The organism is Gardnerella sp. 2492 (genome assembly GCF_050320365.1).
GTDB lineage: Bacteria > Actinomycetota > Actinomycetes > Actinomycetales > Bifidobacteriaceae > Bifidobacterium.
This window is the reverse complement of sequence record NZ_CP186952.1, coordinates 643,073-664,058: the sequence shown is the minus strand read 5'-3', so window position 1 is coordinate 664,058 and position 20,986 is coordinate 643,073. Positions and strand designations below refer to the sequence as shown.

Genomic DNA, 20,986 nt, shown 5'->3' with positions numbered 1-20,986 from the left:
GGGAGAGGGAGAGGAGATGGAGGGCGCGCGACACGCCGATGATGTTGGTGCTAAAAAATTTGGGAAAGCGAATTTTGGGGGAAAAACGGCAATTTTGCATTTTGACACTCAATAAAACCGTTGATTCTCAAGGGATTTGCACCGGGGGGGGGGGGTAACATGTTCAAAAGTATAAACAATTGTTTATGATACAATTTTGCATTTTTTAGTCCTTAGCGTGTTTAAACTGATATGTACTCAAGGTTGAGCGCGTGCGCACAACTTGCTTGCGAACAGCCGGGTGATATGGATATGCAGAGCTGCATTAAGTGGTTGTTATGATGTTATTTCCTTATCATCGATGTCTCTTCGCATGTGACAACAAAATATCGAATAAAAAGGTTCGCTTATTGTCAGAAGAGAGGAAATATGCGACTAAAAAATATTTCATGGAAGCGTTCCGTGGCACTCGTAGCCGCGGCGTGCACACTTGGCACCTGCTGCGTCGCCGGATCCATCGCGTGGGCTGGTGATCAAGGTGATACACCTGCTCAAGGTGAAAACACCGCGAATATTAAAGCTAATCAGAGTACTTCTATTACTATTTACAAGTATGAAGGTCCTGAATCTGCAACGGTCAGGAATAATGGTAAAGAGCAGACTATTCCAGCTACACAAAAACCAATTTCTGGCGTGAAATTCAAGCTTACTCCAATTCTTGATTCTAGCGGCAACAAGATTGATTTGTCTCAGACGTCTGGTTGGAAAGCCATCGAGAAATTAGAGACTGAAAATAAAACTGCTGCTCAGGCTTTGACTGATGCTAAGTTGAAGGTTTCTGAGACCGCTGGTGATGTTAAAGAACAAGCAACTGGTGATGATGGTTCTACAAAATTCGACCTTGGCAAAACATACGGCTTGTACTTGGTTGAGGAAGACTTGGCTAATAGCAAGCCTATGAAAGATGGCAAGCCTACTAAGGTTACTAAGCAAGTTAATCCATTCCTTGTAACGGTTCCTCTTCCAAACACTACGACTCATGAGTGGATTTACAATGTAAAGATTTATCCAAAGAATGATGTCAGTGAAAGCAAGGTTGAGAAGAAAGCTCAGTCTGCTCCAAGCCAGTTGTTCATTGCTAGTAAAAAAGATGCTGCGAAGACGACTATGGGTTGGGATATTTCCATCCCTCTCACCGCTATCAAAGATCGTGGCGATAAATATACTAATGTTTCCTTCACTGATCCAATTAACACAGACTTCTTGAACTATAGCAAGGTTGAAAATGTGAAGGTTGTTAGTAAAGATGGGAATACATCTGAAAATATAAATGCAGACGAGTACGAAGTTGAAGCTTATTCTTCAATTGGTACCAGCCCTACGAAGATAGACAGTTTGACTGATGAAAATATAAAGACAGTCAAGTGGATTCGCGTTAAGCTTGTCGGCAATGGTTTGACTAAGGCTTCTGCCAAAGTTGGCGGTAAACTTACAGCAACAGTTGTAACAACAGTTATTAATCCTGGAAATATTAAGAACTACATAAACACTGACGTAGATGGAGTTGCAACCGGTGAAGGAGATAAAACTCCTGGCTGCGTTCCAACTAAGAAAGTTCCATGTAAGGAAGATCCAAACAATCCTCACGAAGGTGAAGACACCACTAATTTCGCTACACTCACCATTGATAAGATCGGCTTGAGTGAAGAAGAAACGAAGGAAGGCAAGACTACTTCTAAGGACAATGGTAAGCCTTTGGAAGGTGCAGTATTCAAGGTGTATAAAGCTGTTGATAGTGCGACATTAACTGATTTTACTAATAAAAAATTAGCTGATGTTAGTGGTAAGTTAGTGACCACTGAAAATGACGTCCGCGAAATGGCTCCTACCGGTAAAGATGGTAAGACTTCGGATTCCTTCTTCGTTGGTAATGGTGATAAGACTTCGCACATTTATTGCGCAGTTGAAACTAAGGCTCCAGATGGATTCAATCTTGATGACACGCTTCACTGCAAGAATCTTACTGCTGGTGACGATAAAGTTAAAGACAATACCATGACGATTAACAACAAGCAGTCTAATGCCTTGGATAAGATTCTCGCGGCATTGCCTATGACTGGTGCTCGCGGCTTGGTGATTTTGACGGTTTGCGGCATTGTTGGCATCGTTGGCACATTCTTCTACATCGTGATGAAGCGTCGCAAGGAGCAAGAACAGGAGTAAAACTCACTCGGCTGGTTGAGTGACTGGTCGGTTGAGAGACTTGGACGATTTGCTCAGCTGATTTGCTCTGCCGGTTGCACAGTTTGGTTCCAAGCCAAGCTGCGCAACCGGTTTGAGCAGATTAGTTGTGAAAGCAGGTTGTCGTGTGCCAGAGAACACTATCGGTTTATTGGTAGTGTGGGATAGGAATTGCTTGTCGAGCAATATAAAAGCGGAGCGATAGTAATAGTTTTTTGATGAATACTATTTCTGCAGAAAAAGTAAGTAAAAAACTAAACTTAACTATGCAACCGCTATGTCCAAGTAAGGTATAAGAGCGTAGCGCTGCGAGACAAGTAATTCCTATCTCACACATCCACTCCATAAGCCTAAATCTACGAACTTACGTAACGCTCACGCTCAAGCAGGTCGTCGCGCATGCGAGGAGAGAAATCTCCACAAACTCGCGCCACGGCAAGTGGGATTATCTGAAACTCGCGCCACGAGTTGCTCTTGCACACGAATGCTTTCATTAGGATTTGCTAACATGTTTAGGTTTTTTGAGAGTCGCATTGTTGCAGTTAAGCCAGATCGACGCGATTATCGTAATGAACACGGTCATCGTGACGCTCGGTCTTATCCAAGTGACGGCGGCACAAACCTCATCAAACCTAAAAAGCACCAAAAACCTAAAGCAACCAAAGCAACCAAAGTAAACAAAGCAAACAAAAAATCCAAAAAACCACAAAAAACCAAAGCAACCTCTAACCGCAGAAAGTGGCGATTTTCTAAATCCTGCATAATTCCGGCGTTGCTGCTGATAGCGTCGTTCGCGTCGCTTATCTACCCGCACGCCGCAATGTGGTTAAGCCAGTATCGTATGTCGCAAGTTGCAGCAGAGTACGCGAGCCTCATCACACATGCGGTTCCTGCACCTCACGAGCAGCTCCGCCGCGCACGCGAGTACAATAGCAAGCTTTCGTCGGGTGCTATCTACGAGGCAAACACAAACATTCCTACTTCTCACGGAGCTACTTCCGATGTGAGTCAGGATTATTGGGATCAGTTGAAAGTGAACGACGACGGGCTGATGGCTCGTTTGCGAATCAAAAAAATTGATCTTGATTTGCCTGTGTACCACGGCACAGAAGATGCCACTCTTCTGAAGGGTCTTGGTCATTTGCGTGGAACTTCGCTTCCGGTTGGCGGCAAAGGCACACGCTCAGTTATAACCGGCCACCGAGGTCTTGCGAGTGCGGAAATGTTCACCAGGCTGGACGAAGTCGACAAAGGTGACACTTTTACGATCGAAGTTTTTGACGAGATACTTACTTACAAAGTCATTGACAAGATCGTTGTGAATCCGGACGAGACGAAGAAGATTGCGGCCGTTCCTGGTAAGGATTTGGTGACGCTGATCACTTGCACGCCGCTTGGTATTAATACGCAGCGCATTTTGGTTACTGGTGAGCGCGTGGTACCAACGCCTGCAGCGGATAAGGCGCTTCGAGGTAAAAAGCCTGATATTCCGCGATTCCCGTGGTGGATTGTGTGGAGCGTGGCAAGCTTTGGTATTGTGTGCGGCTACATTTACTGGGCTGGTTTGCCGGTTGTTAAGAAGAAAAAGAAAGAAGATGAGGCTAACGACGATACTGCTGAGTTTGCGGTGACTTCTGCTTCCGTGCTTACTAGGCAGGATCAGGCTTCGTTGCGCTACCGTTCGCGTATGCGCGAGGCTCGTGCTGCTGCTGATGGTGAAAGCGGTGGCGTGTTTGACGGATCGGCAAGTATTGGAGATTTGTTCAAGCAGCGTGGTCGAGTTGGCTCCGCCGGAAGTGCTGGAAGTGCTTCCGGTCGCGGTAAGTCTGGTTTGACTAGGACTTCGATGGCACTCGAAGATTTGGAGTCTGCTGAAGCTCAGGCGATTGAGCAGATGCCTCTAAAAAGACCAAAAGCGAAAAGCTTGAAGTCGAAGAGACTGAAGTCACGAAGCTTGAAATCGAATAAGTCGAAATCAAATGCTTCGAAAGACTTTGCTCAGAAAGATTTTGACGGTCACTTTGACGGTCGTATCAAAGCGAGTGGCAAAATAACGCGTCGTAAGAAGCGTGAAAAAACTTTCGATTGGCTTATGGACATACTCGGTTTGTGAAACGTATAAACGGGTTGGTGTGGCAGTTCATCTTATAGATGTTTTGCCGCGTAAAAAAACAAATCAAAACACAGTACAGGGACACTGCGTAAAAATGGTTAAGAAGAATTTAGGTGGAATAATGAGTGATATTTGGGCGATTTTGCGTAATGCTGTCGTCTGGATTGGGCGATTTGCTGTGCGTGCAGCTAAGATTGCGCTTATTTGCGTGATTTCGGCGGCGATGTGGTTGCCGACTTGCATCAGCACTAGTACTGCTGTAGCTTTTGAGCCTGTTCACTCTGCTTCTGCTAGCGCTTCTGCCGGTAATTCTGCTGGTAATTCTGCTGGTAATTCTGCTGGTAATTCTGCTGGTAATTCTGCTGGTAATTCTGCTAGCGCTTCTGCCGGTAATTCTTCTGGTAATTCTTCTGACGATGATTATATTGACGAGAATGGCGTTAGGAATCCATTTAAAAAGCTAAGGGCTATGCAGAATAATAATAGCCAGTCGAATAAAACGCCTTTTGAAAAATTGCTTGAGAGCAGTGGAAACCAATACAATTACGGCGGCAATGGTGCTGCCGGTGCTGCCGGTGCTGCCGGTGCTGGTGTTGATGGTGCTGCCGGTGCTGCGAACAGAGATTACTACAATAGCTTGCCTCCATTTATGCAATTAGGTGCCGGTAATCGCGCAAATGACTTGGACAAGATATTAGGGAACTCTGGTTCCGCTGGTTCTTATGGTTCTGCTGGTTACTATTCTGCTGATTCTTATGGCTCCGGTTCTTATGGCTCCGGATTATACAATTCGGATAAGCAGTCTTCAGACGACGCAAGTAAACCAATTATTGAACGCTTACAAGAACAAAAAGCCAAAGAGCAAAACCGCGAGGCACAAGAACGCAGTGGTGAACGTGATTCTTACGAAGTGTATCATCCTGGCTGCGGTAAGGATTATGCTCGCGGCGAATGCTTTACTGTCGAAGGCGATGGTGCTGGCGCTCGTGCTACAAACGGCCACGATTTGGATGTAAACGCTAAAGGTTACATGCACAATTCTGGAACAGTAAACGGTGCTGTTGATTATCCTCGTGGACATTATGAGAATGGCTCTGTGCCTGAAGATCCTTCCGGAACTAACCACTTTGGTAAAACGTACTTCACGCCGTACCCTAGAGGCACGTATATTATGAAGCGTTTGCGCGATATGACTATTAGCCCGCAAGGTAACGGCATGGATGTATATAAGTTACCTTTGGATGATGTTGCAGACTTTGTGTTCGTAAAGCGCACGCCTAAGCTTTCCGGCGGCGGCTTCGTGTGGGACATAATCTTTAACATGGGTGGCCGCACGCAGGGTGCAGCTGATGCTCTTAACTACTTTACGGTTCCAAAAGGTCAGACTTTGGACAAGGGTAGCGAAGGTGGAAGGCAGTACATTCAGCGAGTCCTGTACACGGGTAGGGAAGAAACTGCAATGTACAAAAAGGAGGTACAGCATATTGCCAACCCTCCTCGCGAAACTTGCTCATTCTCGTGGGATAATCCTAACGGTTTGTGCAGCAAGGAAGTGAAGAGTAGCGATTTTGCTCCGGGTGATGATCTTACCGCAGCTTGGGATAAGATGAGCGGCAGTGACGACAGTCAAAACGGAAACTATTCTAGACTTCTTCCTCAATCCATAAGTAGTGATGACTTAAATAGCGATAAAGTTATTGGTTCTTGCCGAGATGGATCTGGTTTAGTTTGCATTAGTTCTTCGAGTTATGCGGCTCCGGATGATGGCGTCCACAAGATTGCACCTAAGACAGAAGGTAGTTACGGGCGAGGATACTCTCCTGCGTACATGGCTATCGTAAAAAATCTTTACAAGTCTATAGAAACTGATACTCAGCGCGTCTTTAGTTTTGTGAATGAAGTTCATAAGGAATCTGGCGATTATGAAGTTCCTTACACTTATAAGATTCATTTCACTACCAGTACTCAGCCTGGGCACGAGAACGATTCGTTCTTCTACGCTGCAGGATCTTACTACGGCAGAAGGAATAATACTGCTTTTTACGGTCGGACTGATCCGTTTGGGAATAATTCTAAGTATTCGTTAATAAGTTTTGGCCGTAATCGTGGTAAGTATATGTATACCACTATGTACCAGCAGTGGTATGGTGCGCCGCGAATTATGGATGTTCAAGCTCCAAGGTGGCACTTCCTTAAGGGAACTGGTTTGGGGCCGTATAACAGCAATAATGGTAACTACCTTTCTAATTACGGTATTACGTTCTCAAGTGTTCTTCTGAATTTAGTAAATAAGCCTTTATATGATTCTCCTGCTATTCAAGTGAATGATAATATTCGTCTGCTCCCAGATTATTATTCTCCTAATAACGGTTACGCTCGAGGCAATCAGTGGTTCCGTACTCCTGGTGTGGGGGATCACAATACTGTTGATTCAACGCCTGGAAGGCATAAGCTGCAACTAAAGTACAGTAACGACTATTATCGCATTAGTGAAACGCAGGATTTGTGGTATAGGATTATTACGCAAACGGACGTGTTTAAGCCTTTGCAAACCGAGGAGTGGATTGACGATAAAACAAGTCCAACTGCTCCAAAGTATTACAATTACGATAAGCCGCTTCCGAATCCTAAGACTTTCGTGCAATTTGTGAAAAATAGGGCGCATTTATACAAGCAGGTAATGGCTTTTGACCCTAACTTGTTCCTTCCTGTAAATACGAATATGTACGGCACTAACATAAAGTATGGTTCCGTACGGCAAGATTCTGGCAAAACTACGGCGTATCCTATTGACGAAACTTACAAAGATTCTAAAGACAACGACGCTAACGATAATCTTCGTAAAAACGCTGTGTACAACGTTGAATGGACCGACCAATGGGGTGAGCAGCCTCGTAAAAACACGTTGGAAGATGCGGATGTAAAAATTGCTGCAAAAGTGCCTGTTGTAAGTGTGCTAAATCCTTGCGCTCACTCTAAGATTTTGGATGAGCATAAGGATGAAATGAATAGGGATAGGTCCGCATCTAACGGTGATAGGTCCGCTGTTGACGCAAGCATGCGTTCGGCTAATACTGAGCGGTCTGCGGACGTTGAAAACCGTGACGCTGCAACGTCTGCGTGCTGGCCTACTCCTCAGGATGCTACGAAACGCAATATTTGGTATATAAGTAACGCTCCAAAAAATGCAAAGCAGGGGGATGAATTAACAGACGAAGACAAGCAGGATGTTATAAAGAAAATCAATAGGCAGTACGGCACTTGGATGCGCAACAAGTATAGTGCGCAGTTGCAAGATGGCCAGGAACCTACAGTTTTGCCAAATGTTGTGTTTGTAAAGTACGCGAAGATTACGTTCTGGGATAACTCAACTACTGTTATACCTGTTGTGTTTGCTTATGTTGACTATGAGGATCCAAAGCTTGATGTAAAAGTGAGCGTAAATAATGGCGATGCTGAAGAAGTGCCAGAAGATGGTATGAGAATTGCTGTTGGAAGCAAAATTAAGTTCTGGGTTAAGGGTCATGACGATACGAAAATACTTCTTGGCGTTATGAAGCCGGATACGGTTAAGAAGTATGTTGGAGATAAGTTCCGTGATGACTTCAAGATGATTAATGACCCTAAGGTTGACGAAGACGATGACCCTGATCATAAAGGCGGCGGCCACTTTAAGACTATACAATACGACGATTTTAATCATGGTAGTAGTATGCCTCACACTGATAAAGATCAAGAAGGCTGGGTTCTAAAGAAAGATTTGGAAAAGGATAATAATCCAGCTCAAGGTTCGCCTACGGTTAAAGATCAGGATCAATCTGACGGTATTCACGATCTTATATTCCACGGTTGGGATGCTGCAGGAAACTCAGTGTTTAAGAAGATTAGGCTGATTATTGTTTCTAAAGATTACGGTTTGCCAAACGTTTGGTGGGATAAGCGCACGAAGGAAGTTGGCAATAACGTAGATAAAAACGGACGTAGGGATACGAGTAAAGACTACAAGTATTACGTTGGGCGCGTAAAGCCGTGGGATGGTGATAAGCGCGTGCGCTCGATTATGGTACGCATTTGGGCGCGTGGTAAAAACAAGCCTGTAGTTGACCCTGTACTAAGTAAAAAGCATAAGAGTTTTGATGAAAAGTGTCCTTCAGATGGTAGCTGCTACGGCATTATTATTCAGAGAGACGGCTTAGGAAAGCCGTGGCATCAGGTGAATACTGATGGTAGAAGTAATACGCCGAAGTTGGTAGGCTCTCGACGCGCTAGGTCGGTTGATGCAGATAGGGCTGCTTTAGAGGACAGAGATGCAGCTGAGGATAAAGTGGCCGATGACAAGTCGGCTGACGGCAAGGAGAAAGCTGACGACAAATCGACTGGCGGTAAGGCTGCTGGCGGCAAGGCTGCTGACGGCAAGGCGAAAGTTGACAACAAAGCTAAAGCTGATAGCGAAAAAACTGATAATACTAAACCAGGGGAGAACTCTACCCAAAATCAGCAGGGTAAGCAGGATCAGCAAGGTCAGCAGCAGAAGTCGCAGAAGTCAGAAAATAAGCAGGATAAGCAGGATGAACAAGCTAATAAGCCGCAAACTAACAACAAGCCTGCTTCTTTGAAGATTTCTAAAGCGACTAAGAAGAATGCTAAGAATAAGACAGCTAAGAAGCGTTCTAAGAAGAATTCTAAGAAGCGTAATGTTCCTGGAAGGCGCGGTAGTGTAAAGCTTGCTGTGCTTAAGGAGAACGACGGCAAGAACGCTGGTAGTGCCGGTAATAAACCTGAAGATTCGCAGAATGCTGAGCAAAAGTCTGAGCAAAAGTCCGAGCGTAATGACGAGCGTAATACTGAGCAAAAGGACGAAAAGAATTCCGAAAAGCATGCTGAGCAGAAGCAGAACGAAAAGCAGAACGAAGCAAGCGATTCTAATGCGCCTGAAGAGGGAAATAAAGACGCTGAAAAACAGGATCGAGATGCTGACGACGACCGTGCTGCAGGAAATCCAAGTGATACGCAGCTCAAAGAAAAGTACTCTAAGCGAGTGATTACGGATCTAAAAGGCAAGATTCCTGGTTGCGACCCGGCAAAAGCTCCGGACGGAAGCTGCGAAATTACGTTCGATCCACAAACTGGCGATATTACGATTCCGGAATACTTTGCGGAAATTGGCTCCAGAATTTATGTGGATGCTGGCATAACGGGAGCCTCGGCAAAAGCTATGGACGAGATTAAAACCAGTCTTTGGCAACTCACCGGAGTTTCGGAAGAATCCGACCCACTTCCGTTGAAAATTACATGGCCAAATGGCTTAGTGCAAGTAAGCCCGTACGAGTTAAACGACGCAGAAAAGGGAGCATTGCTTACTTGGATGCGTCACGACCCTAAGAATTACAGGCTTTTTGGCTACCGCGAGGAAGAAATCGGCATTAAAGGCGAAGATAAGTACGATAAATACGACAAGTACGATACTTCCCACTCTCTTACTTACGCATACGGTGAATCGAAGCATAAGTATTCTTGCAAGGCGGATGACAAGCATAGTAGCGACTTGCAGTGGAAGCTGTGCCTAGACGGAGTTATGGAACGCGGTCCAGATCCTAAAATGGATAACATTTCTAATATGGACTATGCGAAGAAAACGCTTGTTTTTGAAAAGCTAGAAACAAGCGATAAAACTGAGCTGAACCCTGTTATGAATAAGGTGACGCGCTTCGTAGACATGCGCAAAGATTATACGTGGGAACTTAAAGGTACAAAGGTTGGTGGAAGGGAAAGTGACCCGGGCCTCGAAATGCGAGGAAACCAACAATACGGTACGCAGTATTTAGTGTACAAGTGGAATATCAACACTGGTAAAAGGCTTAACACGGATGCTGTGCTTAATTTAATTAAAGGCGTACCAAAAGCTCAAGATCCAAATAAGCCGCAACCTTCGCTTAGCAAAGTTCTTGACGGTTCGAAGAATAAGCATGATATTCTGTATGGTCCAGAAGGTAACGGAGGCTGGGACGGTAAGTTGCCAAGACGCGGATTGAGTTTTGGTTATGCTCCTAATGATGATACGTGTACTCCAAGCTGGTATAGCGACGATAATGTTGGAAAATGCCAGTGGGAAAACGTGCTTGATTTAGTTAAGTATACCCCTGATGAGCATGGTGGAAATCCTGGCTCTTTTGCAGACAACGTTGATGTGAACATGATTGATGAGACTGAAGTTCCTATTACGGATAAGCTCATAGACGCCGGAACAAAAGATGAGCGTAGCGAGTACACAATCCGTAAAGACTTCCTTATGCCTGGAGGAAAGTATTTTAACGGTCAAGCAGATAACGAAAACATTGGCGACATTATAACCGAGAATAAAGGCGTTAATTCGGTGAATGATTACGATAATGTGCCATATGTGCCCGGAGAAGGTGATCAGAAAGCTGCAGAAAGATACTTCAACAAGCGACCATTTATGCACGCGCAACTGTTCGTGCGTAACGGCCTAATAATGAACGATCTGCTACTGAGAAATAATGATTTTGATAAAAATGATGTAATACAGGACGTTACCACGAACGTAATTAACGTGTGGTTCATGCCTGTGGACGGCAAAAAGCCGACGATTAGTGCGAAGAAGTATGACAAAAATGGTAAGCCGTGGAATATTCATGGTGATTGCCTGATGAATCAAAACAACCATGGCCAGTGCGGATTGAGAAGTGGCGAAGATCCGCTCGATTTGGACAGAGTATGGTATAACCCGGCTTATAAGAGAGATAGCTACGGTAGTGTAGATAACGCTACTATACACTTAATTGATAATTTGAAGCTGGATGATGACTTCAATGCGTACGACAAGACTATACAGCCTGAATCAAAATATGAGAATGATGAACCGAAACCAAAAGAAGGTAAATCAAGTAAAGTTCTTGAAGATAATTTGCGCGTGAAAATTCTCGTTTGCAAGAGCACGGGCGGTAATAGTTACAATTGCGACGGAGCTAAGAGTCTCGAGTTTGTTAAACGTGGAAAAGAGTATATTAAATCGCTTCAAAGGTTTATTGAATCTAACAGAGGCAATAAACCTGGGGACACTATATTCAAGATGGTTGCTTCAACTACAGATAGCGCCGGTAAAAATAGCGATGAAACTGCTGTAGGATGCTTCAGAGTAACGTGGAAAGAAGCTCCGGGGCCTAGCGTAGTTGCGTACGATGGAAATACGCACGAAAAGCCAACTACTGAGGAAAATTGGCTTTATCAAAATGAAGGAGCTGATACTTCAGGGTTAAATAATGGAGTATTGGTAAAACCGTCGCAGCAAATGTATGGTCGTGAGTATGCTGCAACACGAATGGTTATTTACTTCCATCCTAGGAAGGAATACACCGTTGCGGCCAGCAGTGCAAACGGAAGTACCGGTGGAAGTAATGAGCAGTCCTACGACATTGGTAAAAAAATTGCAATGTGCTGGAGGCATAAAGGTGCGGCTGTTGGTCGTAAATACTGGTTGCCTTGCGAGGGGTACAATCCTGCAAAAGAAATAAGAGGATGGCATGGTGAAGACAAGTATAATACAAAAGGTCCTGGTATATACATTGATGCGTCTAATGGTGATGTTCGCTTCACGCCTAATTACTTGGAACCAGGCAGCGTAGTCCGAGCGCGCAGCCGTACAGGTTGGTATGCAGGGCCGTGGTCCCCAATGCCAGGTTTACGCGACGTTGAAGACTCTGACGACAACCAAGACGCTAGAACTGGTGAAAAATCAGGTAAAGTGCGTTCAAATGGTAAGGATCGTGACGCAGGTAACACAGTGGATCTTGCTAAACAAGAGGATGATGATAACGTCCTGCCAATGGAATTAGCAAAAGAAAAACCAAGTGAAGTGTGCAGGCCAGATAATGTTTCTGCAGACGCATGGTCTAAAGGTCAGCATCCTTCCGACTGCGTGTACTTCGGCGTAGCAATGCACAGGCGTATTGTGCAAGTGCACCCAATGCTGCTAAGCGGCGACGAAAAGCACGCAATCAAAACCGAATTACACAAAGAAAACGGAAGCGGAAACTGGATTAAAAGCGATAGCGAAGTCACTTCAAACGATGAAATAACATTAAGTCCAGGCCAAGCAATGGTGACGTTTAAGGAAAACGACTACGATACTAGCCATAATCCACACGTAGCTAAGCCGAACAACTTCCCTGAAGATAATTACGGAGGCAGAGCCGGGAATATACAAGACGTAGCCGTATTGACGCGCGGTTGGCGAAGCCGCATACTCGTGCCGCTGCCTAGAATCAAGCAGATTACGCGATTTGCTCGACTTCGCGCGCCTGAAAACTTTGACAATACTAATGGCGATAAAGATAAAGCAGCCGACTATTTGGTGACGTGGAATCATCAGTACGTTAATAATCGAAAAGACGACCCAGGATTTAAGCTGTCTCCAGACAGAAAATCGCTGTTCTATCTATTCAACCTCGGCACTAAAGCGCCGTTTACGCTTAACGACCTGCAGTCGGGAATTGTGCTGAAGCCGAATACCGTAAGACTTGAAAAAGAGTGCGGTAAAGGTTACAACTTGTACGACTGCCAGCCGTCGCTGCGCGAAGTAAAAGGTAGCAGCAAGGTTGATGGCGAGTATAAAGAAAACGACGTTATTGTTGGCCGAAACGGTTACAAGATGATTGATAACAACTTCTACGTGTATACGCCGGAAGGTGGCGATACTGGCGGTTCTGTTGGTAACGGCGCTCCTAGCGGTGATAGCGAGCACAACACTTCTCACTTAACGTCATACGTAAACATTATTGACATGACTTCTGCTAATTGGAGAGGTGATGGTAGAGGCCTCAGTGGTGGTGGCGGTGACCGTATTACTGGTGGCGAAGGCAAAACTTACGAAACTAACGGTAGTATAGATGAAACCAGCTTCAATGGCATAGCTGCGTGGGGTAGCTCTGGAGCTATTGCAACAGGCACAGGCAAAGACGACTTCCATATTACAAAGAACGATAAGGTGTTTGCTAATCCGCAAAGCACTCAGCTGATGACTCTAGGTGATAGCTGGGTGAATAATACGCTGCTCAACACGCGCGGACGTAATAAAGCCAAGTACAACGCGGAAGGTGACAGCACCGACGAAGCAGCAATGCGCGTATACGTAATACCTGTTGATAACGTTGGGCCAACTGTTGCTGCAACTGCAGGATCGCTTCTAAGTGGGCACACAGATGCTAAGAATCCTTACGTTGTAGCAATGGATGAGAAGGACTACTCTAAGCTCACGGTTGAGGGTAATCCTGTGTACGACAAGGACGGAAAAGTTTCGAAGTCGGAAAGCAAGGAGAGCGGAAAGACTCTGTTTGCTGATGTTCACGACGACTATGATAGCTTCTCTAGACTCAGTGACCGTAGCTTGGTTGCGTGCAAAGTCAAGAAGGCTGGAGGCGCAACTGATTTTGGCACTTGCAAGTCGATAATGAGCAATGATGGCTCCGTAAACACTGCGGCGTTCAAGCAGCTCAAGATTGACGGCAGTGGAGTTGAGTACGCTTTGTACGGACGTGCAAAAGATAGGTCCGGCAACAAGAGTGAAGACTTTGATAATAAAGATAACGACGGTAAGGGTCGCTTAGTCGGCTACTTCAGCTTCGGATACTTGGTGCGTCCGGTTGCGCTGCCTTACAGCGGTGGTCAGGCTGCAATATGGTTCAGCTTCATGTTCGGCGTGCTGTTGGCGCTGTTCTTGGCATCCGGTGCATTCGGTAGGCGCGGATGGCTTAGTTCAGTGCTTAGCGGCAACGGTTTCGGCGCACTAACCGACAGCAAGCACTGCGACGCTTCGGCTGAAGCGCTTCGAAGCGGCAATCTGTTCAAGTGGCTTCGACGCTGACGCGTAATTGCTGCTGAGTTTGGACTTATAGCGTTTGCGTAAGTCCAAACTCGCGCCATGCCAAAAATCAACTCATAATACGGTTTAAGTGAATATCGTGTGTGTGAGGGGTGGGTGTTGCTTGGTCGAGCAATATAAAAGCGGAGCGATAGTAATAATCTTGTTGGCGAATACTATTTTTGCAGAAAAAGTAAGTAAAAAACTAAACTTAACTATGCAACTGTTAAGTCTAAGTAAGGTATAAGAGCGTAGCGCTGCGAGACAAGTAACACCCACCAATCACAGCCACACAAGAAACCCGCCAGCCAAGCATCAGCCAAAACTCGCGCCACGTTAAACAAAATGTAATATAAACTATACTTTCTCATGAAACTATATTTGCCTGCGACGCAATATAATAAAGTTATGACGTTAGTATCAAGTAAACAGCATACTGAATCGCTTATGCAGCAAGCAGAGCCAATCATTCCGCGCGTTTTAAGCGTAGCCGGCACAGACCCAACAGGTGGAGCCGGAATACAGGCAGATCTCAAATCAATCATGGCGGCAGGTGGATACGGTATGTGCATACCAACTAATTTGGTTGCGCAAAACACTTACGAAGTGCGCGAAGTATTCACGCCGCCTGTCAGCTTTTTCCGCACTCAACTTTCGTGTGTGTACGACGACGTCACAGTTGACGCACTAAAAATCGGCATGCTCGGCTGCACGGAATACATTGAAGCAATGCGAGACTGGATGCGCGATAATCCGGTTCCTGTAAGCGTGCTAGACCCGGTGATGGTATCGACATCCGGAAAAAGACTACTAAAAACCGAAGCAGAAGAAGCAATGCGAAAATTCATAAGCTGCGTCGATATAATAACGCCAAACGTGCCGGAATTAGCGTCATTATGCGGATCTGAAATAGCCGATAGTTTCGCAAAAGCTTGCGATCAAGCAAGAATGTTAGCTGCAAAAAATAATGTAATAGTAATCGTAAAAGGCGGACACTTAACAGGTGAAGACGTAGGAAACACTGTAGTATTTCCAGACGGCTATAAGCAGCACATACCAAGCGAACGAGTTGAAACAAGCACAACTCACGGAACCGGCTGCTCGCTTTCATCCGCGCTAGCTACAAAACTTGGAGCCGCTTTGCGAGCAAAGAAACGTTTATATGATTACGATACTGTAGTACGTGCGCTTAAATGGTCTACAGACTGGCTACATGATGCGATTGCAGCCGGAAGCGAACTGCACGTAGGTCACGGTCATGGTCCAGTGAATCACGCTGTACGATTCATGAGCCGCGGTGTTTAGAACAGCGGTGTTTAGAACTGCGGTGTTTAGTGCTTTCGTAACAACACGAGCGCAACAACACGAGCATTAGACGCGTCGGCTTATCTCGCGTATTCTTGTATTAAAACGTATTAAAACGTATAAAAGCGTAATAAAGCGTGTTGTGTTACAGAATTAAATGTACGCAAAATACGCAATGTATGTACGCAATGTACGCAAAATACGCAGGTGAACAATGTGGTTAGGCCGCAGCTATGCGCAGACGCAGCGCTGAGCGCACGAAGGAGGCTAGTATGGTACAGGAAAAGGCTGTTCTAGTAGGTGTAGACGGCTCCCACGCAAGCTACAAAGCTGCGTGGTGGGCGGCGAATTATGCAAAGCACGCAGGGTTGCAGCTTCAAATTGTGTGCGCGTATTCGCTACCAAGTTATGCAGCAGTCTCATTCGACGCAACTTACACGTCAATTGGAGACGACAATGCTGCACATCGAGATGCGCAAGAAATACTATCAAAAGCAAAAGCAGTAGCGTTAGAACAAGGCGTAGATGCAACAACGCTTATAGTTACAGGAGATCCTTCATCGGTATTCGTTGAGTTATCACGAAACTACCAGCTTATAGTTATAGGCAACCGCGGCAAAGGCGGATTAGCGGAACGGCTACTCGGAACCACAAGCTCGTCGCTACCGGCATACGCATACTGCCCGATAGTAGTAGTGCCGTACACTGATGACGATGGTCAGCGAATACATTTAAATAACACAATTACGCGTGTGGCAGTAGGCTCAGACGAGTCGAAGTGGGGACTTAAAGCGCTAGAAATTGCTGCAGATTTGGCAGACAGTTGGCATGCTGAGCTTGACGTTATATCTGCAGTACCAAGCGTACAAGGCGCTGAAGGTGACACGGCTGTAATGGGATCGTATATGGACGATCTTGAGGAGCGAGTAAAGCCAATTCTCAAGCGTCTACCGGATTTGAATATTCACCGCACTGTAGTACCAGGTTCAGCAGTAGACGCTTTAACTCAAGCAAGTCTAAACCACGATTTAGTAGTAGTAGGTTCGCGCGGACGCGGCGGATTTACAGGACTTCTGCTTGGTTCTATAAGCCAAGGATTGCTGCAACATTCTTCAAGACCAGTGTATGTTGTACCACGCAAGTACGTGGAATTTAGTGCAGCGCAGGTTGCAGAAGCGCAGAAGCAAAGTGAAAAAGCTTCCTTAGATGATATTTCCGGCGTGCGTGAGGTAGAAGTGCCAAAAGCTGGTGTTGATACTGCAAAGGAAATCGAGCAGACAATTGACCCATTAAGGTGAGTGAGTGGATTTAGTATAGAACGTATTTAAAGCGTATTTAATGTAGATCGTATCTACAAGAAGATAGAGCCTGGAATCGTATGATCCCAGGCTCTTTAATGGTTTCAGTGTCAGTTACGTCTATTTGTCTATCTAATCTATTTAGTCTATTTGTCTATTTAGTCTATTTAGTCTATTTAGTCTATTCAGTTACGTCTAAATTTAAACCTAATTTTAAGTTATTAAGGTAAAACAGTATCACGAAACTCGCAAAAAACAATAGCCTTTTTCAAAAAATTATAAATTTTCTTACTTATCGCGTTTTTTCAGCATAAATCGTGCGCGTCTAGCATCGCGCTTGGCCTTCTTTTCAGCGAGCTTCTCCTTATTCATAGCGATTGCGCGCTCATAAATTTTCAGAAGTTCCTGAGCTTGACTCTTAAAATCATTATTTTTAGAATACTCGAGAACATTCGTCTTCAACTGCGCTTGCTCAGACTCGCTCATATTCAAAACTTTAGTAAAAACAGTCTTGAAATCTTCACGCGTATCCCACTGATACCCGTTTTGACCACTAATAATCTGATCTTCGTTAGGCAAATCATGCTTTACAAGCGCGAACAGCCCGGAAGCCATCGCCTCAAGCATAGAAAGCGAGTGCATCTCAGAAAGCGAGGCTGTAGTGTAGTAATCCATTGCGTGTAAATACTTTGGAATTTCAGTATGCGGTATTGGTCCTAGCAGACAAATCCTATCCTCAAAACCATTTTCAGCAACATGCTTACGCAACGATTCCAAATCAGGGCCGCCGCCAATCACAAAAAGTCGAGCTTTATCGCGAGGAAAATCGCAGTACATGAAGTTATCAATCAACTCGGCAATATTTTTCTCTGCGCCTATGCGACCAACAAACACAAACAGTTTAGTCGAGTCAGAAACGCCGTACTTTTTGCGAAATTCCTTGCGGAAAGCAAGACGCTCGGGAGTAGGTAGGAACTTCTTATACTCAACTGCATTGCTGAGCACAATTACTTTTTTATTAACTTTTTGACGATCTATATACGCCTGAGCTTTAGAAGACATGCTCGTAATAATTGTGGCGTTTTTTGAGAATCGCATAAAATATTTCGCTGAAAGGTTACGCGAGAAGTTAGTAAAATGCTTCAAACCGATATAAAACAGGAATTTATCATATTCCGTATGAAGAGTGTAGATTACAGGAACATGCTCTTTTTTCGCAACCTCTAAGCCGATTTCGCCAATACCAAACTCGTTTTGAATATGAATAATATCAGGCTTAAATTTTAGTGGAAGTTGCTTGCGCATGTGGCCAATTGGAAGAGCTACGCGATACTTATAAAGCTTCTTTAGTAATATGCCAGGAACGTAGACAACGCCATCTACAAGCTTTGTTTTGCGCTGCTTTTCGGAGCCGACTGTGACAACAAGAACCTCGTGACCCAGCTCTTCGTACATTTTTTTAAGCATATAAGATTGCGTTGCAACGCCATTAATATACGGCGGATACGTTTCTGTAAAAATCGCGATTTTCAAAGCTTCCTCCGTTTGTATACATGCATACGTGGCGTTGGTATTGCGCAAGTGTATTAGCATCTTTCGTACACAATTGTGCCACAAGTGGCGAATTTTTGGGAGATTTGTGAGTGCGGCGTGTGGGAAGTGGGGAAGCGCGTGGGAAAGCGCATGGGGAAGCGTGTAGAGATGCTCGTTGGGAAGCTCAATGAGACGTGCGTGCTCTTTTGCGCTTTTAATGGCGAACCGTAACGTTTACTCTTACTGCAGCACCTTTTTCTAGAGTATGTTTAACAGTGCAACCCTTAGAAATATGGCGTTCCATACGTTGCTTAAGTGCGTCTGCAGCATCATCGCTAAGAGCTGGCTTTGCGCAAGTGGCATCAAGCGTAACATCTTCCTGAAAACGCAAGTAAGTTCCTTCTTCCGCATCGTAAGTGCCGTTTACAACCACGCGCGCGCCGGAACCAGCGCCGACCGCATGCTCGGCCGCATATTGGCTACTAAGTGCAGTGCAGCCAGCCAACGCAATCTGCAGCAACTCAACCGGAGTAAACATTCCTTCGCCTCGACCAAAACTTAAAACTGCGCCGTCGTCACTTTTAGCTTTCCAAGTGCCATCTTCGTCGCGCTCGACCCATATTCTTCTAGGCATTTTGCTCCTTTGCTGCAATCGTATTTCTTCATATTATCGTAAGGATCGTAACTCTGCTCTCGATTGTCGCGATAATGCAGATTGCGTTCTGCGTGAGTAACGTACATTATCGTTTTTTCGTTACTAGTGCAGTTTGCGTTCTGCGTGAGTAACGTACATTATCGGTTTTTCGTTACTAGTGCAGTTTGCGTTCTGCGCGAGTAACGCACATTATCGTTTTTTTCGTTCTTCCCGCAGTATACGTTCTGCGTTAGGGTCTCTGGTTGACTTGGCTACGTAACGCTCGATCGCAGAAGATAGCGTTTTGCGCGGTAGACATATGTTTTACGAGCGTGATTTTTTAAATTTATTATCGCTTTGTTAACATGACAGTATGGCTTTAACAGAAGAAGAACTTGCGGCAATTCGCGCGCGCGTACCACAAAAACCAGCGTCTAATATTCCTACTCCTTACGAGGATTTAGTGCGAAAAATCCTTACGGAAGGCACTCTAAAATCAGATCGCACTGGCACAGGTACGATTTCGCTTTTCGGCCAGCAAATCCGCTTCGATATTAGCAAATATTTCCCGCTTATCACCACGAAAACCGTGTTTTTCAAAGGACTTGCGTACGAGTTGCTTTGGTTCCTTAAAGGCTCGAGCAATGTGCGCTGGCTGCAAGAAAATGGCGTTCACATCTGGGACGAGTGGGCGGATGAAAATGGCGATTTAGGCCCTGTTTACGGCGTGCAATGGAGGAGCTGGCCGGCGCCGACTGCGGAAAATCCGAATCGCACAATCGACCAAATCGCGAACGTGCTAGATCTTATGAAAAATCATCCAGATTCTCGTCGAATGATTGTTAGCGCTTGGAATCCTGCGGAAGTTGAAAACATGGCCTTGCCCCCATGCCATTCGCTTTTCCAATTCTATGTGGCTGACGGCAAGCTTTCGTGCCAGCTTTACCAGCGTTCTTGCGATATGTTCCTCGGCGTTCCGTTTAACATTGCGTCTTACTCACTTTTGACGATGATGATGGCTCAGCAGGCAGGACTTGAGCCGGGCGAGTTTGTGTGGACGGGAGGCGATTGCCATATTTACGACAATCACGTTGAGCAGGTGCTCGAGCAGCTTTCGCGCGAACCGTACCCGTATCCGCAGCTTAAGATTCGTAAGGCAGATTCGATTTTTGACTACGATTACAGCGATTTTGAAGTGGTAGATTATAAGCATCATCCGACGATTAAAGCGCCTGTTGCGGTGTGATTGGTTGTTGTGTGATATTTACGTGATTTGCGCTGCGTAGTTTTGCGAGTCGTTGCGCGAGTCGCTGCGTGAGATTTTATATGCGTTAGTAGAAAGTGGCGTTAGTATGTCGAATAATTTTCCTGTGCGTCTGATTTGGGGACAAGCGTACGGAACTGACGGAAGAACCGGCGCGATGGGCGTGAACGGTGGCATGCCGTGGCGACTTTCCCCAGATTTGCGCTATTTTAAGGAGATGACTATCGGCTGCCCTGTGATTATGGGTCGCGGTACGTGGGATGCGATGCCGCCGAAATTCCGTCCGCTGCCTGGGCGCGAAAATATTGTTGTGACGCGAAATCCTGATTTTGTGGCGGATGGTGCGCGTAGTTTTACTAGCATTGACGCAGCTTTGGATTACGCGTGCGAATGGCTGGAAAATCAAAAAGCGCTGGAAAATCAGGAAACGCTGGAAAATCACGTAAATCAGGAAGATTTGCCTCAAGATTTGCCTAAAGACGGCCCCGCAATCTGGGTTATCGGCGGAGCTGCGATTTTGCGCGAAATGCTTGCAAATTATCACGCGGACTCAGCTTACGTAACGCAAATCGAAGCGAAAGTTGATGCAGACACGTTTGCTCCCGATATTCAAAATCTTGTAGATGCTGGAAAATGGTGCGTTGCGCGCGAAGGCGAGTGGCAGGAAGCGCCGCTGAAAGTTGGTAGCGAAAGCAATCCTGCACGATATCGTTTTATGGTATATGAGCCTGCGCAGTAACAG

9 protein-coding genes are annotated in these 20,986 nt (G+C 45.4%); 7 read left to right on the top strand and 2 right to left on the bottom strand.

Features of this window, described 5'->3' with window-relative positions:
* The first annotated feature begins 408 nt into the window (after positions 1-408).
* The 5 genes from ACPFYS_RS02490 (at position 409) to ACPFYS_RS02470 (ending at position 16,813) form a co-directional block, all read left to right on the top strand.
* Positions 409-2,202, top strand: a complete 1,794-nt coding sequence (locus tag ACPFYS_RS02490; RefSeq protein ID WP_427877490.1) for a SpaH/EbpB family LPXTG-anchored major pilin — start codon at positions 409-411, stop codon at positions 2,200-2,202.
* A gap of 526 nt (positions 2,203-2,728) precedes the next feature.
* Positions 2,729-4,333 (top strand): class C sortase, encoded by a 1,605-nt coding sequence (locus tag ACPFYS_RS02485; RefSeq protein WP_427877488.1) that lies wholly within the window; start codon positions 2,729-2,731, stop codon positions 4,331-4,333.
* A gap of 19 nt (positions 4,334-4,352) precedes the next feature.
* Positions 4,353-14,213, top strand: a complete 9,861-nt coding sequence (locus ACPFYS_RS02480) for a hypothetical protein (RefSeq protein WP_427877486.1) — start codon at positions 4,353-4,355, stop codon at positions 14,211-14,213.
* Positions 14,214-14,618: 405 nt separating this feature from the next.
* Entirely contained in the window at positions 14,619-15,515 is an 897-nt protein-coding gene (gene thiD / locus ACPFYS_RS02475; RefSeq protein WP_427877484.1) for a bifunctional hydroxymethylpyrimidine kinase/phosphomethylpyrimidine kinase, read from the top strand.
* A 272-nt stretch (positions 15,516-15,787) separates the two neighbouring features.
* Positions 15,788-16,813, top strand: coding sequence for a universal stress protein (locus ACPFYS_RS02470; RefSeq protein WP_427877483.1), 1,026 nt, complete (start codon positions 15,788-15,790; stop codon positions 16,811-16,813).
* A 288-nt stretch (positions 16,814-17,101) separates the two neighbouring features.
* Here ACPFYS_RS02470 and ACPFYS_RS02465 read toward each other — a convergent pair whose 3' ends face one another.
* Together ACPFYS_RS02465 and ACPFYS_RS02460 are read right to left on the bottom strand one after the other, a co-directional pair.
* Positions 17,102-18,346 carry a glycosyltransferase gene (locus ACPFYS_RS02465; RefSeq protein WP_427877481.1) on the bottom strand — a complete coding sequence of 415 codons (1,245 nt, stop codon included), beginning with the start codon at positions 18,344-18,346 and terminating at the stop codon, positions 17,102-17,104.
* Positions 18,347-18,560: 214 nt separating this feature from the next.
* Positions 18,561-18,980, bottom strand: a complete 420-nt coding sequence (locus ACPFYS_RS02460) for an OsmC family protein (protein WP_427896795.1) — start codon at positions 18,978-18,980, stop codon at positions 18,561-18,563.
* A 373-nt stretch (positions 18,981-19,353) separates the two neighbouring features.
* Between ACPFYS_RS02460 and ACPFYS_RS02455 the strand changes: the two genes are divergently transcribed.
* On the top strand, positions 19,354-20,226 hold the full coding sequence (locus tag ACPFYS_RS02455; protein ID WP_103084893.1) for a thymidylate synthase: 873 nt from the start codon (positions 19,354-19,356) through the stop codon (positions 20,224-20,226).
* A gap of 106 nt (positions 20,227-20,332) precedes the next feature.
* Positions 20,333-20,983 (top strand): dihydrofolate reductase, encoded by a 651-nt coding sequence (locus ACPFYS_RS02450; protein WP_427877476.1) that lies wholly within the window; start codon positions 20,333-20,335, stop codon positions 20,981-20,983.
* Positions 20,984-20,986: the final 3 nt, after the last annotated feature.

Excerpts from the sequence above, each read along its gene's own strand:
- ACPFYS_RS02490 (WP_427877490.1), top strand. The coding sequence starts at position 409 with ATGCGACTAAAAAATATTTCATGGAAGCGTTCCGTGGCACTCGTAGCC.
- ACPFYS_RS02485 (WP_427877488.1), top strand. The coding sequence starts at position 2,729 with ATGTTTAGGTTTTTTGAGAGTCGCATTGTTGCAGTTAAGCCAGATCGA.
- thiD (WP_427877484.1), top strand. The coding sequence starts at position 14,619 with ATGACGTTAGTATCAAGTAAACAGCATACTGAATCGCTTATGCAGCAA.
- ACPFYS_RS02470 (WP_427877483.1), top strand. The coding sequence starts at position 15,788 with ATGGTACAGGAAAAGGCTGTTCTAGTAGGTGTAGACGGCTCCCACGCA.
- ACPFYS_RS02460 (WP_427896795.1), bottom strand. The coding sequence starts at position 18,980 with ATGCCTAGAAGAATATGGGTCGAGCGCGACGAAGATGGCACTTGGAAA.
- ACPFYS_RS02455 (WP_103084893.1), top strand. The coding sequence starts at position 19,354 with ATGGCTTTAACAGAAGAAGAACTTGCGGCAATTCGCGCGCGCGTACCA.
- ACPFYS_RS02450 (WP_427877476.1), top strand. The coding sequence starts at position 20,333 with ATGTCGAATAATTTTCCTGTGCGTCTGATTTGGGGACAAGCGTACGGA.